The organism is Pseudomonas granadensis (genome assembly GCF_900105485.1).
Lineage (GTDB): Bacteria > Pseudomonadota > Gammaproteobacteria > Pseudomonadales > Pseudomonadaceae > Aquipseudomonas > Aquipseudomonas granadensis.
The window spans coordinates 528,518-544,212 of the sequence record NZ_LT629778.1 but is presented as its reverse complement, the minus strand read 5'-3'; the positions used below and the strand labels follow the sequence as shown (position 1 = coordinate 544,212).

Here is a 15,695-nt window from a genome sequence, read left to right as displayed (position 1 = left end):
GGTAATACTTAAACGCTTGACTTCTAAATGGGGGCCTTGCGGCTAATTTCAAGCCTGCTCGTCAATAGAAGGCGAAACTGGCGCAGGCGCCTTGCTGACCACAACCATGGCCGGGCGCAACAGGCGACCGTTGAGCTGGTAGCCTTTCTGGAACACCTTCAGCACGCTGTTCGGTTCGACGTCAGCGCTTTCCTGCATGGCCATCGCCTGATGCTGAACGGCGTTGAACGGTTCGCCATGCGGGTCGATCGCTTCCAGCTGATAACGCTTGAGGGTGTCGTGGAACATTTTCAGCGTCAGCTCGATACCTTCGCGCATTGGGCGGATGCTTTCGTCGTCCGGGCTCGACAGCTCGAGGCCGCGCTCCAGACTGTCAACGATAGGCAGCAAGTCGCCGGCAAATTTTTCCAGGGCAAACTTGTGCGCCTTCTCGACGTCCTGTTCGGCACGGCGACGGACGTTCTGCAGATCGGCAGCAACACGCAGAGACTGATCCTGCGCGGCGGCCAATTGCTCTTCGAGCACTTGTACACGGGTCGCCAGGTCGTCACCCGAACCTTCGGGCGCCTGATTGGCTTCTGGGTTTTGCGGATCTACTGTCGATTCGTCAGCCATAGAATTCTCCTTTCAATTACGTCCGCGAGCCTGACTCGCGCTTCTGCCCCGATATATGGGGCCGCAAAATCAGGCTTCAAGGGCTGGATTCGATTGTCCCTACAAAAAAGTGCTGATTAGTCATTCTCGAATGCGCTAAGAAATTTATTCGACCAAGCGAATCGAGCTAAGCAGGGGCATTGTCAGGCCCAAACAAAACACTGTATAAATAACCAGACCTTAAGCCTGGGAGCGGCCTTTATGCTGGTGCACCTGTCCGTACACAACTACGCCATCGTTGAACATCTCGATCTCGAGCTCGATCGCGGGATGAGCGTGATCACAGGGGAAACCGGTGCCGGCAAGTCGATCATGCTCGACGCGCTGGGCCTGACTCTCGGCGATCGCGCCGACAGCGGCGTAGTGCGCCCGGGCGCCGACAAGGCCGATATCCTGGCAACCTTCGATCTGGCCGATATCCCGGAAGCCAGCGCCTGGCTGGCCGAGCGCGATCTGGACATCGACGGCCCGTGCATTCTGCGCCGGGTCATCACCTCCGAAGGTCGCTCACGCGGCTATATCAATGGCACGCCCTGCCCGCTTGGCGACCTCAAGTCGCTTGGCGAACTGCTGATCGATATCCACAGCCAGCATGAACACCAGTCGCTGCTGAAAACCGATACCCACCGTCGCTTGCTGGATGAGTACGCCGGCGCCACCGATCTCGCCCGTCAGGTGCAGCTTGCCGCCCAGCGCTGGCGCCAGACTCGTCAGGAACTGGAGCGCCTGTCCAACTCCGGCGACGAACAACGCGCCCGGCATCAGTTGCTCAGCTATCAACTCGAAGAGCTGGAAAACCTCGGCCTCGGCGAGAACGAACTGGAGCAACTGGAGCAGGAACACAAGAACCTGACCAATGCCGAAACCTTGCTGGGCATCTGTCGCCAGGTGGTCGAACAATGCAGCGAAAGCGATTCCGGGAATGTGCTGAATGCGCTGACCGCCAGCCTCAACCGCCTGTCGAGCGTGAACCATTCCGCCGGCGCGCTGGGCGAAGCCAGCAGCCTGCTGACCAGTGCGCAGATCCAGGTTGAGGAAGCCGTCGGCGAGCTCAACCGCTTCCTCGACAATTTCGATGCCGACCCGGCGCGCCTGCAATATCTGGAGGAGCGCCTCGACGCCATCTACACGCTGGCGCGAAAGCACCGCATCCAGCCCACCGAAGTCGGTGAAATGCAGCAGAAACTGCTGGATGAAATCGAAACACTGAATGCCAATGACGAATCCATCGAGCGCCTGGGTGAGGAGCTGGCTTCGTATGCCCGTCATTATCAGGAGAAAGCACGCGAGCTGAGCGACCTTCGCCATCAGGCCGCCGGCAGTCTCGCCAGCGCGGTGGAACAGGAAATCCAGCGTCTGGGCATGCCCGGCGGTCGCTTCACCATAGAATTGAAAACCAACAGTGGCGACGAGCTGCAACCCAACGGGCTGGAGCAGGTTGAATTGCTGGTCAGCGCCAACCCTGGCCAACCGCTGAAAGCCTTGGCAAAAGTCGCCTCTGGCGGCGAGTTGTCACGAATCAGTCTGGCGATTCAGGTGATCACAGCGCAGACGTCACGCGTGCCGACGCTGGTGTTCGACGAAGTGGACGTCGGTATTGGCGGGCCAACGGCGGAAATTGTTGGCCAATTGTTGCGGCGTCTCGGCGATCGCGGTCAGGTATTGACCGTGACTCACTTGCCGCAGGTAGCCGCACAGGGGCATCAGCATCTTTTCGTGCACAAGGTCCGCGATGAAAAAGCCACTCACACCGCTGTCGCGAAGCTGAGCAAGAACGAACGTATCGAAGAGGTCGCGCGCATGCTCGGCGGCATCGATCTGACCAAGGAATCCTTGGCCCATGCGAAAAAAATGGTGGTGACTGCCAAGGCCTGACCGACAGCAGAAAGCACGAAGGCGACCCTTGGGTCGCCTTCGTTCGTTTCGCGAACCTGAAATTCGCGCGACATGCTTACTTTTTCTTGCGTACGTACAACACCAGGTTGTGATCAACCATTTCGAAGCCATGCTTCTCGACGATCGACTTCTGAAGTTTTTCGATTTCTTCGTCGAAGAATTCGATCACTTCACCCGATTCCACGTTGACCATATGGTCGTGGTGGCCACCGTCAGCCAGCTCGAAGACCGCGTGGCCGCCGTCGAAGTTGTGGCGGACCACGAGGCCGGCCGCTTCGAACTGGGTCAGGACACGGTAAACCGTGGCCAGACCGACGTCCTCGCCAGCTTCCATCAACGCCTTGTAGACGTCCTCGGCACTCATGTGACGCTGCTCGGTGGAGTCGAGCATTTGCAGGATCTTGACCCGTGGCAGGGTCACTTTGAGGCCGGCTTTGCGTAGTTCGCTATTTTCAACCATGGTCAGCTTTCTCGCGATGCTGCTTCGCAGCTTCTCTTAATGCGGGTATGATCGGCGTTTACGTTGTCCCAGCCAAGATAGTGGAAGTCGCCCACCGATGCAAAACACCAAGCTCTTGCTAACCAGTTTCACCTTTGTGGGACTGCTCGCACTCGCCGGTTGTTCATTCCCCGGGGTTTACAAAATCGACATCCAGCAGGGCAATGTCGTCACGCAGGACATGATAGACCAGTTACGCCCGGGAATGACCCGGCCGCAAGTACGGTTTATCATGGGCAACCCTCTGCTTGCCGACACGTTCCATGCCGATCGCTGGGATTATCTGTACAGCCTGCAACCGGGTGGCGGTGAACGCCAACAGGAACGCATCAGCGTTATTTTCAATTCAAACGACCAGCTTGTCAGCCTGTCCGGTGACTTTATGCCGGGCGTGAGCCGTGACGAAGCCATTCTCGGCAAGGACAGTGGCACCACCGTCACCGCGCCTGCTGAAAACGCCGAGAAGCCAGAAGCTGAAAAACCAGCAAAGCCCGGCTCCTTGCTGGATCAGATCCAGAAGGACGTCGATGGCGTAGAAACCGTTCCGGTACCAACGCCAGAACCGCTGGACACCTCGCCGCAATAATTTTGCGAGGTAATAAAAAACCCGGACATTCCGGGTTTTTTATTGCCTGCGTTTTGTTCGCCTCAAAGATTTCGCGCCTTGGCCTCTGCCGCTTTGGCTGCTCGCAAACGTCGCACTTCCTTGGGATCGGCAAGCAGCGGCCGGTAGATCTCAATGCGATCGCTTGCCTGAATCACACGCGTGTCCGCGACCGCTTTACCGAAGATACCCAACGGGCACTCATCCAGATTGAGCTCAGGAAAGTCAGCAGCGATTCCCGACGCCTGCACCGCCGCACGAACCGTCATGCCCTCCGGCACATTGACCGAACGCAGCACCTGGCGATCAACCGCGGCATACACCACTTCAATCTCAAGCACTGGGCTGACCATGCATCTGTTTGGCGCGCTGGCAGAACGCGTCCACCAGTGTGTTGGCAGCCTGATTGAACAGCGGCCCCAACGTAGCGCGCACCAGCGGCCCGGCATAATCGAACGAAAGGTCGAGGCTGATCTTGCAGGCTTTTTCGTTCAACGCTTTGAACACCCAGACGCCATGTAGCTGATTGAACGGCCCTTCTTCCAGGTTCATCTCGATCGACTGTCCCGGCACCAGGGTATTGCGCGTCACAAAGTGCTGGCTGAGGCCGCCCTTGGCCACGCCGACACTGGCGCGCATGTGTTCCGGCGAGCTTTCCAGCACCTCGGCAGCCGAACACCACGGCAGGAATTCCGGATACCGCGCCACGTCATTGACCAGGTCGTAGAGAAACTGCGCCGGGTAAGGCAGCAGCGCGGATCGTTGAATATGTGTCGTCATGTAAGCGTTACTTCCAGAGCTGAGCGGCAAATACTACAAGAATGCCGATAGGCGCCACGTAGCGCATCAAGAACAGGGACAGGGCAAACAGTGCCGGGTTGCGGATCGACAACTCGTCGCGCACCGCCTCACGCCCCATCACCCATCCGGCGAACAATACGAAACACAAGCCACCGACGGGCAACATGATCCGCGAGGTGAAGAAATCGATCACGCCGAAGAAATCCAGACCACTCTTCGCGCCCCATTGGTAGAGACTGAACACTCCGCCTTCGTTCACGAAAAACTTGGCTTCCTTCCAGATATTGAAGGAAAACACCGTGCCCAGACCGACGAACCAGCAGGTAAAGGCCAGCCAGAACGTGACCCACGCGCGACTGATTTTCGTGCGCTCGACCAGGTAGGCGACCATCGGCTCAAGCAGCGAAATCGCCGAACTCCACGCCGCCACCGCGACCAGCACGAAAAATACCACGCCCATCAACTGGCCGAAAACCACGTTACCAAAGGCAAACGGCAGGCTGACAAACATCAGCCCCGGCCCTTCGCTCGGGTTCAGGCCGGCCGCAAACACAATCGGAAACAACGCCAGACCGGCGACCAGCGACACAAACGTATCGAGCAACGCGACACCCACAACCGTACGCGACAATGAGGTGTTCTTCGGCATGTAGGCGCCGTAGATCATGATCGAGCCGACACCGACGCTCAGCGAGAAGAACGCGTGGCCCATCGCCGGCAGCAAGCCATCAAGGACCTTCTCCGGATGGAAGTCGAACATAAAATGCACACCCTCCATGAAATGCCCGGTGGTCATGCTGTAGCCCAGCAGCACCAGAATCATCACGAACAACAGCGGCATCATGATGCGCAGGCTGCGCTCCAGGCCGGCAACCACGCCTCTGGCAATAACAAACGCTGACAGCAGCATGAAAATCGTATGCCAAAGTGTCAGCCGCCACGGATCGGCGATGACATTGCCGAAATACGCGCCGACCTGATCGGGTGTCGCGCCCTGGAAGTCGCCGCGGCCCATGTCGACGATGTAATCCAGCGACCAGCCGCCGACCACACTATAGAAAGACAGAATCAGCAACGCTGTGATCATCCCGGCGAAGGCGCCCCACGACCACTTGGGCGAGTGCCCGGCTTCCAGCGCCAGCACCTTTAAAGCGTTCGCCGGACTTTGCCGGGCGCGCCGGCCGATCAGGGTTTCAGCGAGCATCACCGGAACGCCGATCAGCGCGATGCAGGCCAGAAACATCAGCACAAAGGCGCCGCCGCCGTAGACCCCGACCATGTAGGGGAACTTCCAGATACTACCCAGTCCCACGGCCGAACCGGTCGCGGCGAGTATGAATACCCAGCGGCTAGCCCAACTGCCGTGGACAGAAACCTTGTCTGTCGACATCGTTTATCACGCCCAAGCGTTAGAAAAAGAGGCCGCATTGTCCGGGATTCACTCAACCTGCTCAAGCACGCAGCATCACCGTAGCCGACAGCCGAACAACTCCATATAATGCCGCCCCTATGGCTAAACAGAAGAAACACCCAACAGGGACCATCGCGCAAAATAAAAAGGCGCGACACGATTACTTCATCGAGCACAAGTTCGAGGCTGGTCTGGTCCTGGCCGGCTGGGAAGTAAAAAGTCTGCGGGCGAGCAAGCTACAGCTGGTCGACAGCTACGTGCTGCTCAAGGATGGCGAAGCGTGGTTGCTCGGCAGCCACATCACGCCGCTGATGACCGCAAGCACCCACGTCATCGCCGACCCGGTGCGCACGCGCAAGCTGCTGCTCAACCGCCGCGAGCTGGACAAGCTCGCCGCCGCCGTGCAGCAAAAGGGTTACGCCTGCGTCTGCCTGTCCTGGTACTGGAGCAAGCACATGGTCAAGTGCGAGATTGCTCTGGGCAAGGGCAAGAAGGAATACGACAAGCGTGACACCGAGCGCGAACGCGATGCCGGTCGCGAATTGCAGCGCGCGGTGCGCAACAAGGGCAAGGAAGACTAACCTCTTCTGCCTCTAGCGCGTATTCGCGAGCAGGCTCGCTCCCACCCTTGGAATGCATTTCCATGTGTGCGAGCCTGCTCGCGAAAGCTATTTCAGCATCAACACAAATACACCTGATCACATCCCCTTGCGCCGCTCCGCCCGCGCCATCCGCTGAACCTCCTGCCGGACCTCTTCCAACACTTCCTGCACGTACAGAATGTGGCGACTGGACACTTCCCGCGCCTGCTCCGCACGGCCTTCGATAATCGCCAGATACAATTCCCGATGCTGCGTGATCAGCATGTCGCGGGTCTCAGTGCGTTGTTTGTACATGCCTCCGATATTGGTCACGACGTTGCGCTTAAGCAGATCGAACAGCCCGCGAATGGTGTGCAGCAACACCGCGTTATGGCTGGCCTCGGCAATCGCCAGATGGAATTTCGCATCGGCCGCACCCTCCTCCGCCCGACTCACTTCTTCGTGGCGCGAATAGCAGTCCTGCAGTTCTTCGAACGCGGCGGTCAGGCGCTCGCGATCCACATCGGTGGCGCGCAATGCGGCGTAATAGGCGCACGATGCTTCCAGAGTGTGCCGAAACTCCAGCAGATCCCGCTGCGCCTCGGGGTTGCTTTCGAGCAGTTGCAACAGCGGATCGCTGAAGGTCGACCCCAAGCTTTCGACCACATAATTGCCGCCGCCCTGACGGCTGACCAGCAAGCCCTTGGCCGCAAGTTTCTGGATCGCCTCGCGCAGTGACGGACGTGATACGCCAAATTGCTCGGCCAGCGTGCGCTCCGCCGGCAGTCGCTCACCGGACTTCAGCGTGCCCTCGAGAATCATCCCCTCGAGCCGCTCGACAATGTCGTCAGACAAACGGCGCGAACGTATCTGATCAAACCCCATAACTCATTTCTCCACGATCCCGACCACTCGCCGGGCTCTCTATTCTGGCCTATCGGCGCCCTGCCGGCACCTGGCAGACGCCACTTGCCGAAAGCGGAGCAGATGCGATCTGCACCGCATGTTCGACAAAAGTTTTAGGGCGACAAATTGACACACCGATATCAAGGCTTTTACCCTAGCCAACAGCGATTGTAAATTGGTCTTACCAATTATCCAAGAACGCTGACAGTGCCTGACCAACAACAATTAGGGGCCACCCCACTATGCAAACCTGGCAACAGCTCTACAGCCCGCTCGGCAGTCTCGGCGTCTCCGCACTCGCGGCCGTCATTCCCATCGTGTTCTTCTTTCTCGCCCTGGCGGTGTTTCGCCTCAAGGGCCATGTCGCGGGCAGCATCACGCTGGCACTGTCGATTGCCGTGGCGATCTTCGCCTTCCAGATGCCGGTCGACATGGCGTTCGCCGCGGCCGGGTATGGCTTCGCCTACGGTCTGTGGCCGATTGCCTGGATCATCGTTGCGGCGGTGTTCCTCTACAAATTGACGGTCAAGAGTGGCCAGTTCGAGGTCATCCGCAGTTCGGTGCTGTCGATCACTGACGACCAGCGCCTGCAAGTGCTGCTGATCGGTTTCTGCTTCGGTGCGTTCCTCGAAGGCGCCGCCGGTTTCGGCGCACCCGTGGCGATCACCGCTGCGCTGCTGGTAGGTCTGGGTTTCAATCCGTTGTACGCCGCCGGCTTGTGCCTGATTGCCAATACGGCGCCGGTAGCCTTCGGCGCCTTGGGGATTCCGATTATCGTCGCCGGCCAGGTCACAGGCATCGACGCCTTCAAGATCGGCGCCATGACTGGTCGCCAACTGCCGCTGCTGTCGCTGTTCGTGCCGTTCTGGCTGGTGTTCATGATGGACGGCCTGCGTGGCGTGCGCGAAACCTGGCCGGCCGCGCTGGTCGCAGGTCTGAGCTTCGCCGTCACGCAGTACTTCACGTCGAACTTCATCGGCCCGGAACTGCCGGATATCACTTCGGCGCTGGCCAGCCTGATTTCCCTGACCCTGTTCCTGAAAATCTGGCAGCCAAAACGCGCCGCCGGTCAGCATATCGTCGGTGCCGTTGCCGCTTCGGTGGTCAGCGCCAGCGTCGGCGGTTTCGGCCAGAAGCGCACCACAGTGGCTTCGCCTTACAGCCTCGGGGAAATTTTCAAGGCGTGGTCGCCGTTCCTGATTCTCACCGTGCTGGTGACGATCTGGACGCTGAAGCCTTTCAAAGCGATGTTTGCCGCGGGCGGCTCGATGTACAGCTGGGTTTTCAACTTCGCGATTCCGCACCTTGATCAACTGGTGATCAAGACTGCGCCGATCGTGGCGAATCCAATGGCCATTCCTGCGGTATTCAAACTCGACCCGATTTCTGCGACCGGCACAGCGATTTTCTTCTCTGCGCTGATTTCGATGCTGGTCCTGAAGATCAATTTCAAAACTGGTCTGACCACTTTGAAGGAAACCTTCTACGAACTGCGCTGGCCGATTCTGTCGATCGGCATGGTGCTGGCGTTCGCCTTCGTCACCAACTACTCGGGCATGTCGTCGACCATGGCCCTGGTACTGGCCGGCACCGGCGCTGCATTCCCGTTCTTCTCGCCGTTCCTTGGCTGGCTGGGCGTGTTCCTGACCGGCTCCGACACCTCGTCCAACGCGCTATTCAGTTCGCTGCAAGCGACCACCGCGCACCAGATCGGCGTCAACGACACCTTGCTGGTGGCCGCCAATACCAGCGGCGGCGTGACCGGCAAAATGATCTCGCCGCAATCGATCGCCGTGGCCTGCGCCGCGACCGGGCTGGTGGGCAAGGAATCGGATCTGTTCCGCTTCACCCTCAAGCACAGCCTATTCTTTGCAACGATCGTCGGTTTGATCACCTTGGCTCAGGCCTACTGGTTCACCGGCATGCTGGTGCATTAAGCCTACAAGCAATACAGCAATAACCGACGTCGGCCCGTGATCCGGCGTCAGCCATTCACCACCGGGTCTGTAAGGCTGCTGAAAGCAATGCGCTCTATATTCAGCAGCCGCCGCAGACGGATAACCGGGACCACCCGGAGACACGCCTGATGAGCGAGCTTTTTTACAATGCTGTGCCAAACGCGACCCGCGTGGCGCCGCCACTGCCCGAACCTCGGCAATACCCCAGCGAGAAACCGTCGCGGGTCTACCTGTTCGGCACGTGTGTGGTCGACCTGTTCTACCCCGAAGCCGGGATGGACGCGATCCACCTGCTGGAGCGCGAAGGCATTCGGGTCGAATATCCGCAAGGGCAGAGCTGCTGCGGGCAACCGGCGTACACCTCGGGCTACACCGAGCAGGCGCGGACCGTGGCGCGCTCGCAACTGGCGCTGTTTGCCGGGGATTATCCGGTGGTGGTGCCGTCGGGTTCCTGCGCCGGCATGCTGCGTGAACATTACGCCGACTTGTTCAAGGACGAGCCGGAGACGTTGAAACAGGTTCAGGCCCTCGCAGCCCGCACCTATGAACTGGCCGAGTTTCTGCTGTTCGTCTGCAAGGTGCAGCTCAAGGACAGCGGCGAACCGGTGAAAGTCGCGCTGCACACCTCGTGTTCGGCACGCCGCGAAATGAACACCCACCTGCATGGCCGCGAGTTGTTGGCGCAGTTGAGCAATGTGGAGCGGGTCAATCACGACCACGAAAGCGAATGCTGTGGCTTCGGCGGAACATTTAGCGTCCGTATGCCAGACATTTCCGGGGCGATGGTGGCTGACAAGACCCGCGCGCTGAAGGAATCCGGCGCGCACCAGGTACTCAGTGCTGACTGTGGCTGCCTGATGAACATCAACGGCGCACTGGAAAAACAACAGGAAGCGCTGCGCGGGCAACACCTGGCGAGCTTCCTCTGGCAACGAAGCGGAGGTGCGCAATGAGCACCTCGACGATTATTCCTACGGTCGCCGTAGAAGAAGATTTCCGCACCCGGGCGCACAACGCCCTCGGTGATCAGCAGCTGCGGAACAACTTCCGTACTGCCATGGACTCACTGATGACCAAGCGCGCCGCCGCTTTCAGTGATGCCCATGAACGAGAACATTTGCGCGCACTGGGCAATTCGATCAAGGCCCGCGCGCTTTCCAGGCTGCCCGACCTACTCGAGCAACTGGAACAGAACCTGACCCGCAACGGTGTGACAGTGCACTGGGCGGAAACGGTGGACGAAGCCAATGGCATCGTCCTCTCGATCATCCGCGCTCACGAGGCGCGGCAAGTGATCAAGGGCAAATCGATGGTCAGCGAAGAGATGGAGATGAACCATTTCCTCGAGGCTCGGGACATTGAATGTCTGGAGTCCGACATGGGGGAATACATCGTCCAGCTCGACCACGAGAAGCCTTCACACATCATTATGCCGGCGATCCACAAGAATGCCGGTCAGGTCGCGTCCTTGTTCCACGACAAACTTGGCGTGGAGTACACCAAGGACGTTGACCAACTCATTCAGATCGGTCGCCGTGTCCTGCGGCAGAAATTTTTCGAAGCCGACATTGGCGTCTCCGGCGTCAACTTCGCCGTGGCCGAAACCGGCACCCTGCTGCTGGTGGAAAACGAAGGCAACGGGCGCATGACCACCAGCGTGCCGCCGGTGCACATCGCCGTCACCGGCATCGAAAAAGTCGTGGAAAACCTGCGCGACGTGGTGCCATTGCTGTCGCTGCTGACCCGCTCGGCGCTGGGCATTCCGATTACCACTTACGTCAACATGATCTCCGGCCCGCGCAAGGAACACGAACTCGACGGCCCGCAGGAAGTGCATCTGGTGCTGCTCGACAACGGCCGCAGCCAGGCCTTCGCCGACAGTGAATTGCGCCAGACCCTCAACTGCATCCGCTGCGGCGCCTGCATGAACCATTGCCCGGTGTACACCCGCGTCGGCGGCCACACCTATGGCGAGGTCTACCCGGGGCCGATCGGCAAAATCATCACCCCGCACATGGTCGGCCTGGCGAAAGTCCCGGACCACCCGAGCGCGTCCTCGCTGTGCGGAGCCTGCGGTGAAGTGTGCCCGGTGAAAATTCCGATCCCGGCCATTCTGCGCCGCTTGCGCGAAGAGAACGTCAAAGCGCCGGACTCGCCGCATCAAGTGATGCGCGGTCAGGGCAGCAAGTACTCGCGCAAGGAACGCTTGATCTGGAACGCCTGGGCGAAACTCAACAGCTCACCGACGCTGTATCGCCTCTTCGGCTTCTTCGCCACCCGGCTGCGCGCGCTCACGCCAAAAAATGTCGGCCCGTGGACACAAAACCACAGCGCACCGAAACCCGCCGCTCGCTCACTGCACGACATGGCCCGCGAGCATCTGGCCAAACAGGGAGATCGTTGATGAGCGCCAAGCAAAACATCCTCGGCAAACTGAGGAAAAGTCTGACGGGCACTACGCCAATCGCCGACAACTTCGATGTCGATCTGGTGACGCAGCCTTACACCTACAGCGCCGAACAACGCATCCCCCAATTGCGCAAGTTGATGGAAGCGGTACACACCGAAATCCACCTGACCTCGGCTGAAGCATGGCCGGCGCTGCTCGCGCAATTGCTGCGGGATCGCCAGTTGCCCAGTCTGCTGATCGCACCGACGACACCGCACGGGCAACGCATCACACAACACTGGGCGAACAATCCCGAGCTGCCAACGCTGAAATCCTACGACCGGCCGGTGGAAGAATGGAAAGCCGAGCTGTTCAACGACACCCCCGCCAGCCTCACCGGCACCCTCGGCGCCATCGCCGCAACCGGCAGCCTGATTATCTGGCCTACCCGTGAAGAGCCTCGCTTGATGAGCCTGGTGCCACCGGTGCATTTCGCCCTGCTCAAGGCCAGCGAAATTCGCGACAACTTCTATCAGGTGCAAGCGGAATTCGAATGGGCGCAGGGCATGCCGACCAACGCCTTGCTGGTGTCCGGCCCGTCGAAAACCGCTGACATCGAGCAAGTGCTGGCCTACGGCGCCCACGGCCCGAAAGATTTGGTCGTGCTGATTCTGGAGGATCAATGAGTCTTCCTGCTGCTTTCCTGCGTGACGCTGATCAACTGATCCCGGCCGAGCGCCGTTTTGACGATCCGTTATCGACTCTGGCCTTCGGCACCGATGCCAGTTTCTATCGATTGATTCCGCAACTGGTGATCCGCGTCGAGTCCGAAGACGAAGTCGTAACATTGTTGAAACTGGCCCAGCGCGATCATGTTCCGGTGACCTTCCGCGCCGCGGGTACCAGTCTGTCCGGTCAAGCGATCAGCGATTCGGTGTTGATCGTGCTTGGGGATAACTGGAACGCCCGCGAGATCCGTGGCCAGGGCACGCAGATACGTCTGCAACCGGGGGTTATCGGTGCGCAGGCCAACGCCTGGCTGGCGCCGTTCGGACGCAAGATCGGCCCGGACCCGGCGTCGATCAACGCCTGCAAAATCGGCGGCATCGTCGCCAACAACGCCAGCGGTATGTGCTGCGGCACCGCGCAAAATACCTATCACACCCTTGCCGGAATACGTCTGGTGCTGGCCGACGGCACCCGCCTCGACACCGAAAACCCTGCCAGCGTCGCGGCATTTCGTGCAAGCCATGGCGAATTGCTCGAACGCTTGGCGACATTGGGCCGCGAGACCCGCGCCAATGCCGAATTGGCCGCACGAATCCGCCACAAATACCGTCTGAAAAATACCACCGGCCTGTCCCTCAACGCCTTGGTGGACTTCGACGAGCCTGTGGATATTTTGAGCCACTTGCTGGTCGGCTCCGAAGGCACGCTCGGCTTCATCAGCGCAGTGACCTACGACACCGTTGTCGACCACCCGAACAAAGCCTCGGCGTTGATCGTCTTTCCCGATGTGGAAACCTGCTGCAACGCCGTCACCGTGCTGAAAAGCCAACCGGTGTCCGCCGTCGAATTGCTCGACCGACGCAGCCTGCGTTCGGTGCAAGACAAACCGGGCATGCCTGCTTTCGTACAGCAGCTGTCGAATAATGCCTGCGCCTTGCTCATCGAATCCCGCGCCGCATCTTCCACGTTGCTGCGGGAACAACTGGCGCAGATCATGGCGTCGCTCAGCGGATTCCCCGTCGAGAAGCAGGTCGACTTCACCGAGGATCCTGTAGAAAACGCCAAGCTGTGGGCGATCCGCAAGGACACCTTCCCCGCCGTCGGCGCCGTGCGTAAAACCGGCACCACGGTGATCATCGAAGACGTGACCTTTCCGGTCGAGCAACTGGCCATCGGCGTCAATCGCCTGATCGAGCTGTTCGACAAACATGCCTACGACGAAGCGATCCTTTTCGGACACGCCTTGGAAGGCAATCTGCACTTCGTCTTCACCCAAGGCTTCAACAACCCAGAAGAAGTCGCACGCTATCAGGCGTTCATGGACGACGTCGCGCAACTCGTGGCGGTGGAATTTGGCGGTTCGCTGAAAGCCGAGCACGGCACCGGGCGCAACATGGCGCCGTTCGTCGAGCTGGAATGGGGCAGCGACGCCTATCAATTGATGTGGCAGCTCAAGCGCCTGCTCGACCCCAACGGCATTCTCAACCCCGACGTGGTCCTCAGCGAAGATCCGCAGATCCATCTCAAACACCTGAAACCGCTGCCCGCGGCTGACGAGATTGTGGATAAGTGCATCGAATGCGGTTTCTGCGAACCAGTCTGCCCGTCGAAAGGCCTGACCCTTAGCCCGCGCCAGCGCATCGTTATCTGGCGCGATATTCAGGCAAAAAAACGCGCCGGCATCGACACCCGCGAGCTGGAAGAAGCCTACGAGTACCAAGGCATCGAAACCTGCGCGGCGACCGGTCTGTGCGCGCAACGCTGCCCGGTCGGCATCAATACCGGCGAGCTGGTGAAAAAGCTCCGCGGCCGACACGCAACCCATCAGAAAACCGCTGACTGGATCGAAGGAAATTTCGCCAAGACCCTGCAAGGCGCACGCTTCACCCTGCATGTCGCCAACGGCGCGCGAATGCTGCTCGGCGCACCGCGTCTGGCAAAGTTGTCGGCGACCCTGACCCGCTTGTCCAAAGGCCAGGTGCCGCTGTGGTCCAACGCGATGCCACAGCCGGAAAAAGCCATTCGCTTCAGCCCGAGCGTCGCAGACGAGCGCCCGCGTGTGGTGTATCTGGCCGCGTGCGTATCGCGGGTCATGGGCCCGGCGGCGGGCGACAAAGAGCAAATGTCGCTCTACGACAAAACCCGCGGTCTGCTGGAAAAGGCCGGTTACCAGGTGGTGTTCCCGGACAATCTCGACAACCTCTGCTGCGGTCAGCCGTTTGCCTCCAAAGGCTACGCCGAACAGGCCGAACACAAGCGCCAGGAACTGATCAGCGCATTACTCCACGCCAGCCGCGGCGGGCTCGACCCGATCTATTGCGACACCAGCCCGTGTACGTTGCGGCTGGTACAGTATGTCGGCGAATCGCGACTGGATCTGTACGATCCGGTGCGTTTCATCCGCACTCATCTGGCAGATCGCCTGGACTTCACCCCGCAAGACGCACCGATTGCCGTGCACGTGACCTGCAGCACCCAGCACCTGGGCGAAAGCCAGGCGCTGATTGAACTGGCGCGCAAGTGCAGCAAAAACGTGGTGATCCCCGAAGGCATTCATTGCTGCGGGTTTGCCGGCGACAAAGGTTTTACCACGCCGGAGCTCAACAGCCACTCGCTGCGCACGCTCAAGGATGCGGTGCAGCAATGCAGCGAAGGTATTTCCACCAGCCGCACGTGCGAAATCGGCCTCACGCAACATGGCGGCATCGACTACCACGGACTGGTCTATCTGGTAGACCGGGTGACCCGTACAAAAGCCGTCTGAAGAAAAATAGAACCCTTGAGCGAGACGGCAGTCCACAGAACAAGCCCCGAACAATCGGGGCTTTTCCTCCATTCGGTGGCCCATCTCATGGTCAGCGAAGCCTGGATCCCTCAGTTCAAGGAGATACACATGAAGCGTTCTGTACTGTTAGGTCTGTTCGTTACTGCCTCGATGATGGCCTCCACTTCGTTCGCCGCTGACAAGCCAGCCGATCTGTGTGATGCCAATATTCAGACGATCAACAACTCCAAGGCGCAGCTGGCGACTAAACCAGAGCTGGTGCAGCGCGCTGAAACCAGCGTGACAAGAGCCCAGTCGTTGAAAGCCGAAGGCAAAATCGACGATTGCGTCGCGGAAACCTCGCAACTCATCGTAGAGCTACGCAAAGCCACCGGTACCAACAATTGATCAACGCCGGGCCAACCTGCGGGTTGGCCTCGCGGGCTGATTGACGTACACTGTGCAGGCTTGTTGCTCAAACAGATTCACTGAGCAATGAGTTC

15 protein-coding genes are annotated in these 15,695 nt (G+C 59.5%); 9 read left to right on the top strand and 6 right to left on the bottom strand.

The window, feature by feature from the left end; all coding sequences use genetic code 11:
• Positions 1 to 48: 48 nt before the first annotated feature.
• The gene (gene grpE, locus BLU52_RS02265; protein WP_090281700.1) at positions 49 to 615 is read right to left on the bottom strand and encodes a nucleotide exchange factor GrpE; all 567 of its coding nucleotides are present in this window, start codon (positions 613 to 615) and stop codon (positions 49 to 51) included.
• Between the two features lie 240 nt (positions 616 to 855).
• On the opposite strand from grpE, the gene recN reads away from it, so the two are divergent.
• Positions 856 to 2,529: a DNA repair protein RecN gene (recN, locus tag BLU52_RS02260; RefSeq protein WP_090281699.1), complete on the top strand. Its 1,674-nt coding sequence runs from the start codon at positions 856 to 858 to the stop codon at positions 2,527 to 2,529.
• Between the two features lie 76 nt (positions 2,530 to 2,605).
• Here the strand turns inward: recN and fur are convergent, their stop codons facing one another.
• Positions 2,606 to 3,010, bottom strand: coding sequence for a ferric iron uptake transcriptional regulator (fur, locus tag BLU52_RS02255; protein ID WP_016771770.1), 405 nt, complete (start codon positions 3,008 to 3,010; stop codon positions 2,606 to 2,608).
• Between the two features lie 97 nt (positions 3,011 to 3,107).
• On the opposite strand from fur, the gene BLU52_RS02250 reads away from it, so the two are divergent.
• The gene (locus tag BLU52_RS02250) at positions 3,108 to 3,635 is read left to right on the top strand and encodes an outer membrane protein assembly factor BamE (protein ID WP_090281698.1); all 528 of its coding nucleotides are present in this window, start codon (positions 3,108 to 3,110) and stop codon (positions 3,633 to 3,635) included.
• A 62-nt stretch (positions 3,636 to 3,697) separates the two neighbouring features.
• Here BLU52_RS02250 and BLU52_RS02245 read toward each other — a convergent pair whose 3' ends face one another.
• From BLU52_RS02245 to BLU52_RS02235, 3 genes are read right to left on the bottom strand one after another with little or no spacing between them, the layout of a single operon-like run.
• Positions 3,698 to 4,006 (bottom strand): RnfH family protein, encoded by a 309-nt coding sequence (locus tag BLU52_RS02245; protein ID WP_090281697.1) that lies wholly within the window; start codon positions 4,004 to 4,006, stop codon positions 3,698 to 3,700.
• Complete coding sequence (locus BLU52_RS02240; protein ID WP_090281361.1) at positions 3,987 to 4,433, bottom strand: type II toxin-antitoxin system RatA family toxin; 447 nt, start codon at positions 4,431 to 4,433, stop codon at positions 3,987 to 3,989. The genes BLU52_RS02245 and BLU52_RS02240 overlap by 20 nt, the downstream gene beginning before the upstream one ends.
• A gap of 7 nt (positions 4,434 to 4,440) precedes the next feature.
• Positions 4,441 to 5,844: a sodium-dependent transporter gene (locus tag BLU52_RS02235; RefSeq protein WP_090281358.1), complete on the bottom strand. Its 1,404-nt coding sequence runs from the start codon at positions 5,842 to 5,844 to the stop codon at positions 4,441 to 4,443.
• A gap of 119 nt (positions 5,845 to 5,963) precedes the next feature.
• Between BLU52_RS02235 and smpB the strand changes: the two genes are divergently transcribed.
• Positions 5,964 to 6,446: an SsrA-binding protein SmpB gene (gene smpB, locus BLU52_RS02230; RefSeq protein WP_007953781.1), complete on the top strand. Its 483-nt coding sequence runs from the start codon at positions 5,964 to 5,966 to the stop codon at positions 6,444 to 6,446.
• Positions 6,447 to 6,563: 117 nt separating this feature from the next.
• Here the strand turns inward: smpB and BLU52_RS02225 are convergent, their stop codons facing one another.
• The gene (locus BLU52_RS02225; protein ID WP_090281356.1) at positions 6,564 to 7,331 is read right to left on the bottom strand and encodes an FCD domain-containing protein; all 768 of its coding nucleotides are present in this window, start codon (positions 7,329 to 7,331) and stop codon (positions 6,564 to 6,566) included.
• A gap of 263 nt (positions 7,332 to 7,594) precedes the next feature.
• Between BLU52_RS02225 and BLU52_RS02220 the strand changes: the two genes are divergently transcribed.
• The 6 genes from BLU52_RS02220 to BLU52_RS02195 all read left to right on the top strand — a co-directional run bounded on the left by BLU52_RS02220 (position 7,595) and on the right by BLU52_RS02195 (position 15,600).
• Positions 7,595 to 9,289: a lactate permease LctP family transporter gene (locus BLU52_RS02220; protein WP_090281354.1), complete on the top strand. Its 1,695-nt coding sequence runs from the start codon at positions 7,595 to 7,597 to the stop codon at positions 9,287 to 9,289.
• Between the two features lie 149 nt (positions 9,290 to 9,438).
• Positions 9,439 to 10,263 (top strand): (Fe-S)-binding protein, encoded by an 825-nt coding sequence (locus tag BLU52_RS02215; protein WP_090281352.1) that lies wholly within the window; start codon positions 9,439 to 9,441, stop codon positions 10,261 to 10,263.
• On the top strand, positions 10,260 to 11,714 hold the full coding sequence (locus tag BLU52_RS02210; RefSeq protein WP_090281351.1) for a LutB/LldF family L-lactate oxidation iron-sulfur protein: 1,455 nt from the start codon (positions 10,260 to 10,262) through the stop codon (positions 11,712 to 11,714). Before BLU52_RS02215 ends, BLU52_RS02210 begins: the two co-directional genes overlap by 4 nt.
• Entirely contained in the window at positions 11,714 to 12,385 is a 672-nt protein-coding gene (locus BLU52_RS02205) for a LutC/YkgG family protein (RefSeq protein ID WP_090281350.1), read from the top strand. Before BLU52_RS02210 ends, BLU52_RS02205 begins: the two co-directional genes overlap by 1 nt.
• Positions 12,382 to 15,192: an FAD-binding and (Fe-S)-binding domain-containing protein gene (locus BLU52_RS02200; protein ID WP_090281349.1), complete on the top strand. Its 2,811-nt coding sequence runs from the start codon at positions 12,382 to 12,384 to the stop codon at positions 15,190 to 15,192. Before BLU52_RS02205 ends, BLU52_RS02200 begins: the two co-directional genes overlap by 4 nt.
• Positions 15,193 to 15,321: 129 nt before the next feature.
• On the top strand, positions 15,322 to 15,600 hold the full coding sequence (locus BLU52_RS02195) for a hypothetical protein (protein ID WP_090281347.1): 279 nt from the start codon (positions 15,322 to 15,324) through the stop codon (positions 15,598 to 15,600).
• Positions 15,601 to 15,695 lie beyond the last annotated feature (95 nt).

Coding starts and splice junctions, on each gene's coding strand:
- grpE (WP_090281700.1), bottom strand. CDS start 615: ATGGCTGACGAATCGACAGTAGATCCGCAAAACCCAGAAGCCAATCAG.
- recN (WP_090281699.1), top strand. CDS start 856: ATGCTGGTGCACCTGTCCGTACACAACTACGCCATCGTTGAACATCTC.
- fur (WP_016771770.1), bottom strand. CDS start 3,010: ATGGTTGAAAATAGCGAACTACGCAAAGCCGGCCTCAAAGTGACCCTG.
- BLU52_RS02250 (WP_090281698.1), top strand. CDS start 3,108: ATGCAAAACACCAAGCTCTTGCTAACCAGTTTCACCTTTGTGGGACTG.
- BLU52_RS02245 (WP_090281697.1), bottom strand. CDS start 4,006: ATGGTCAGCCCAGTGCTTGAGATTGAAGTGGTGTATGCCGCGGTTGAT.
- BLU52_RS02240 (WP_090281361.1), bottom strand. CDS start 4,433: ATGACGACACATATTCAACGATCCGCGCTGCTGCCTTACCCGGCGCAG.
- BLU52_RS02235 (WP_090281358.1), bottom strand. CDS start 5,844: ATGTCGACAGACAAGGTTTCTGTCCACGGCAGTTGGGCTAGCCGCTGG.
- smpB (WP_007953781.1), top strand. CDS start 5,964: ATGGCTAAACAGAAGAAACACCCAACAGGGACCATCGCGCAAAATAAA.
- BLU52_RS02225 (WP_090281356.1), bottom strand. CDS start 7,331: ATGGGGTTTGATCAGATACGTTCGCGCCGTTTGTCTGACGACATTGTC.
- BLU52_RS02220 (WP_090281354.1), top strand. CDS start 7,595: ATGCAAACCTGGCAACAGCTCTACAGCCCGCTCGGCAGTCTCGGCGTC.
- BLU52_RS02215 (WP_090281352.1), top strand. CDS start 9,439: ATGAGCGAGCTTTTTTACAATGCTGTGCCAAACGCGACCCGCGTGGCG.
- BLU52_RS02210 (WP_090281351.1), top strand. CDS start 10,260: ATGAGCACCTCGACGATTATTCCTACGGTCGCCGTAGAAGAAGATTTC.
- BLU52_RS02205 (WP_090281350.1), top strand. CDS start 11,714: ATGAGCGCCAAGCAAAACATCCTCGGCAAACTGAGGAAAAGTCTGACG.
- BLU52_RS02200 (WP_090281349.1), top strand. CDS start 12,382: ATGAGTCTTCCTGCTGCTTTCCTGCGTGACGCTGATCAACTGATCCCG.
- BLU52_RS02195 (WP_090281347.1), top strand. CDS start 15,322: ATGAAGCGTTCTGTACTGTTAGGTCTGTTCGTTACTGCCTCGATGATG.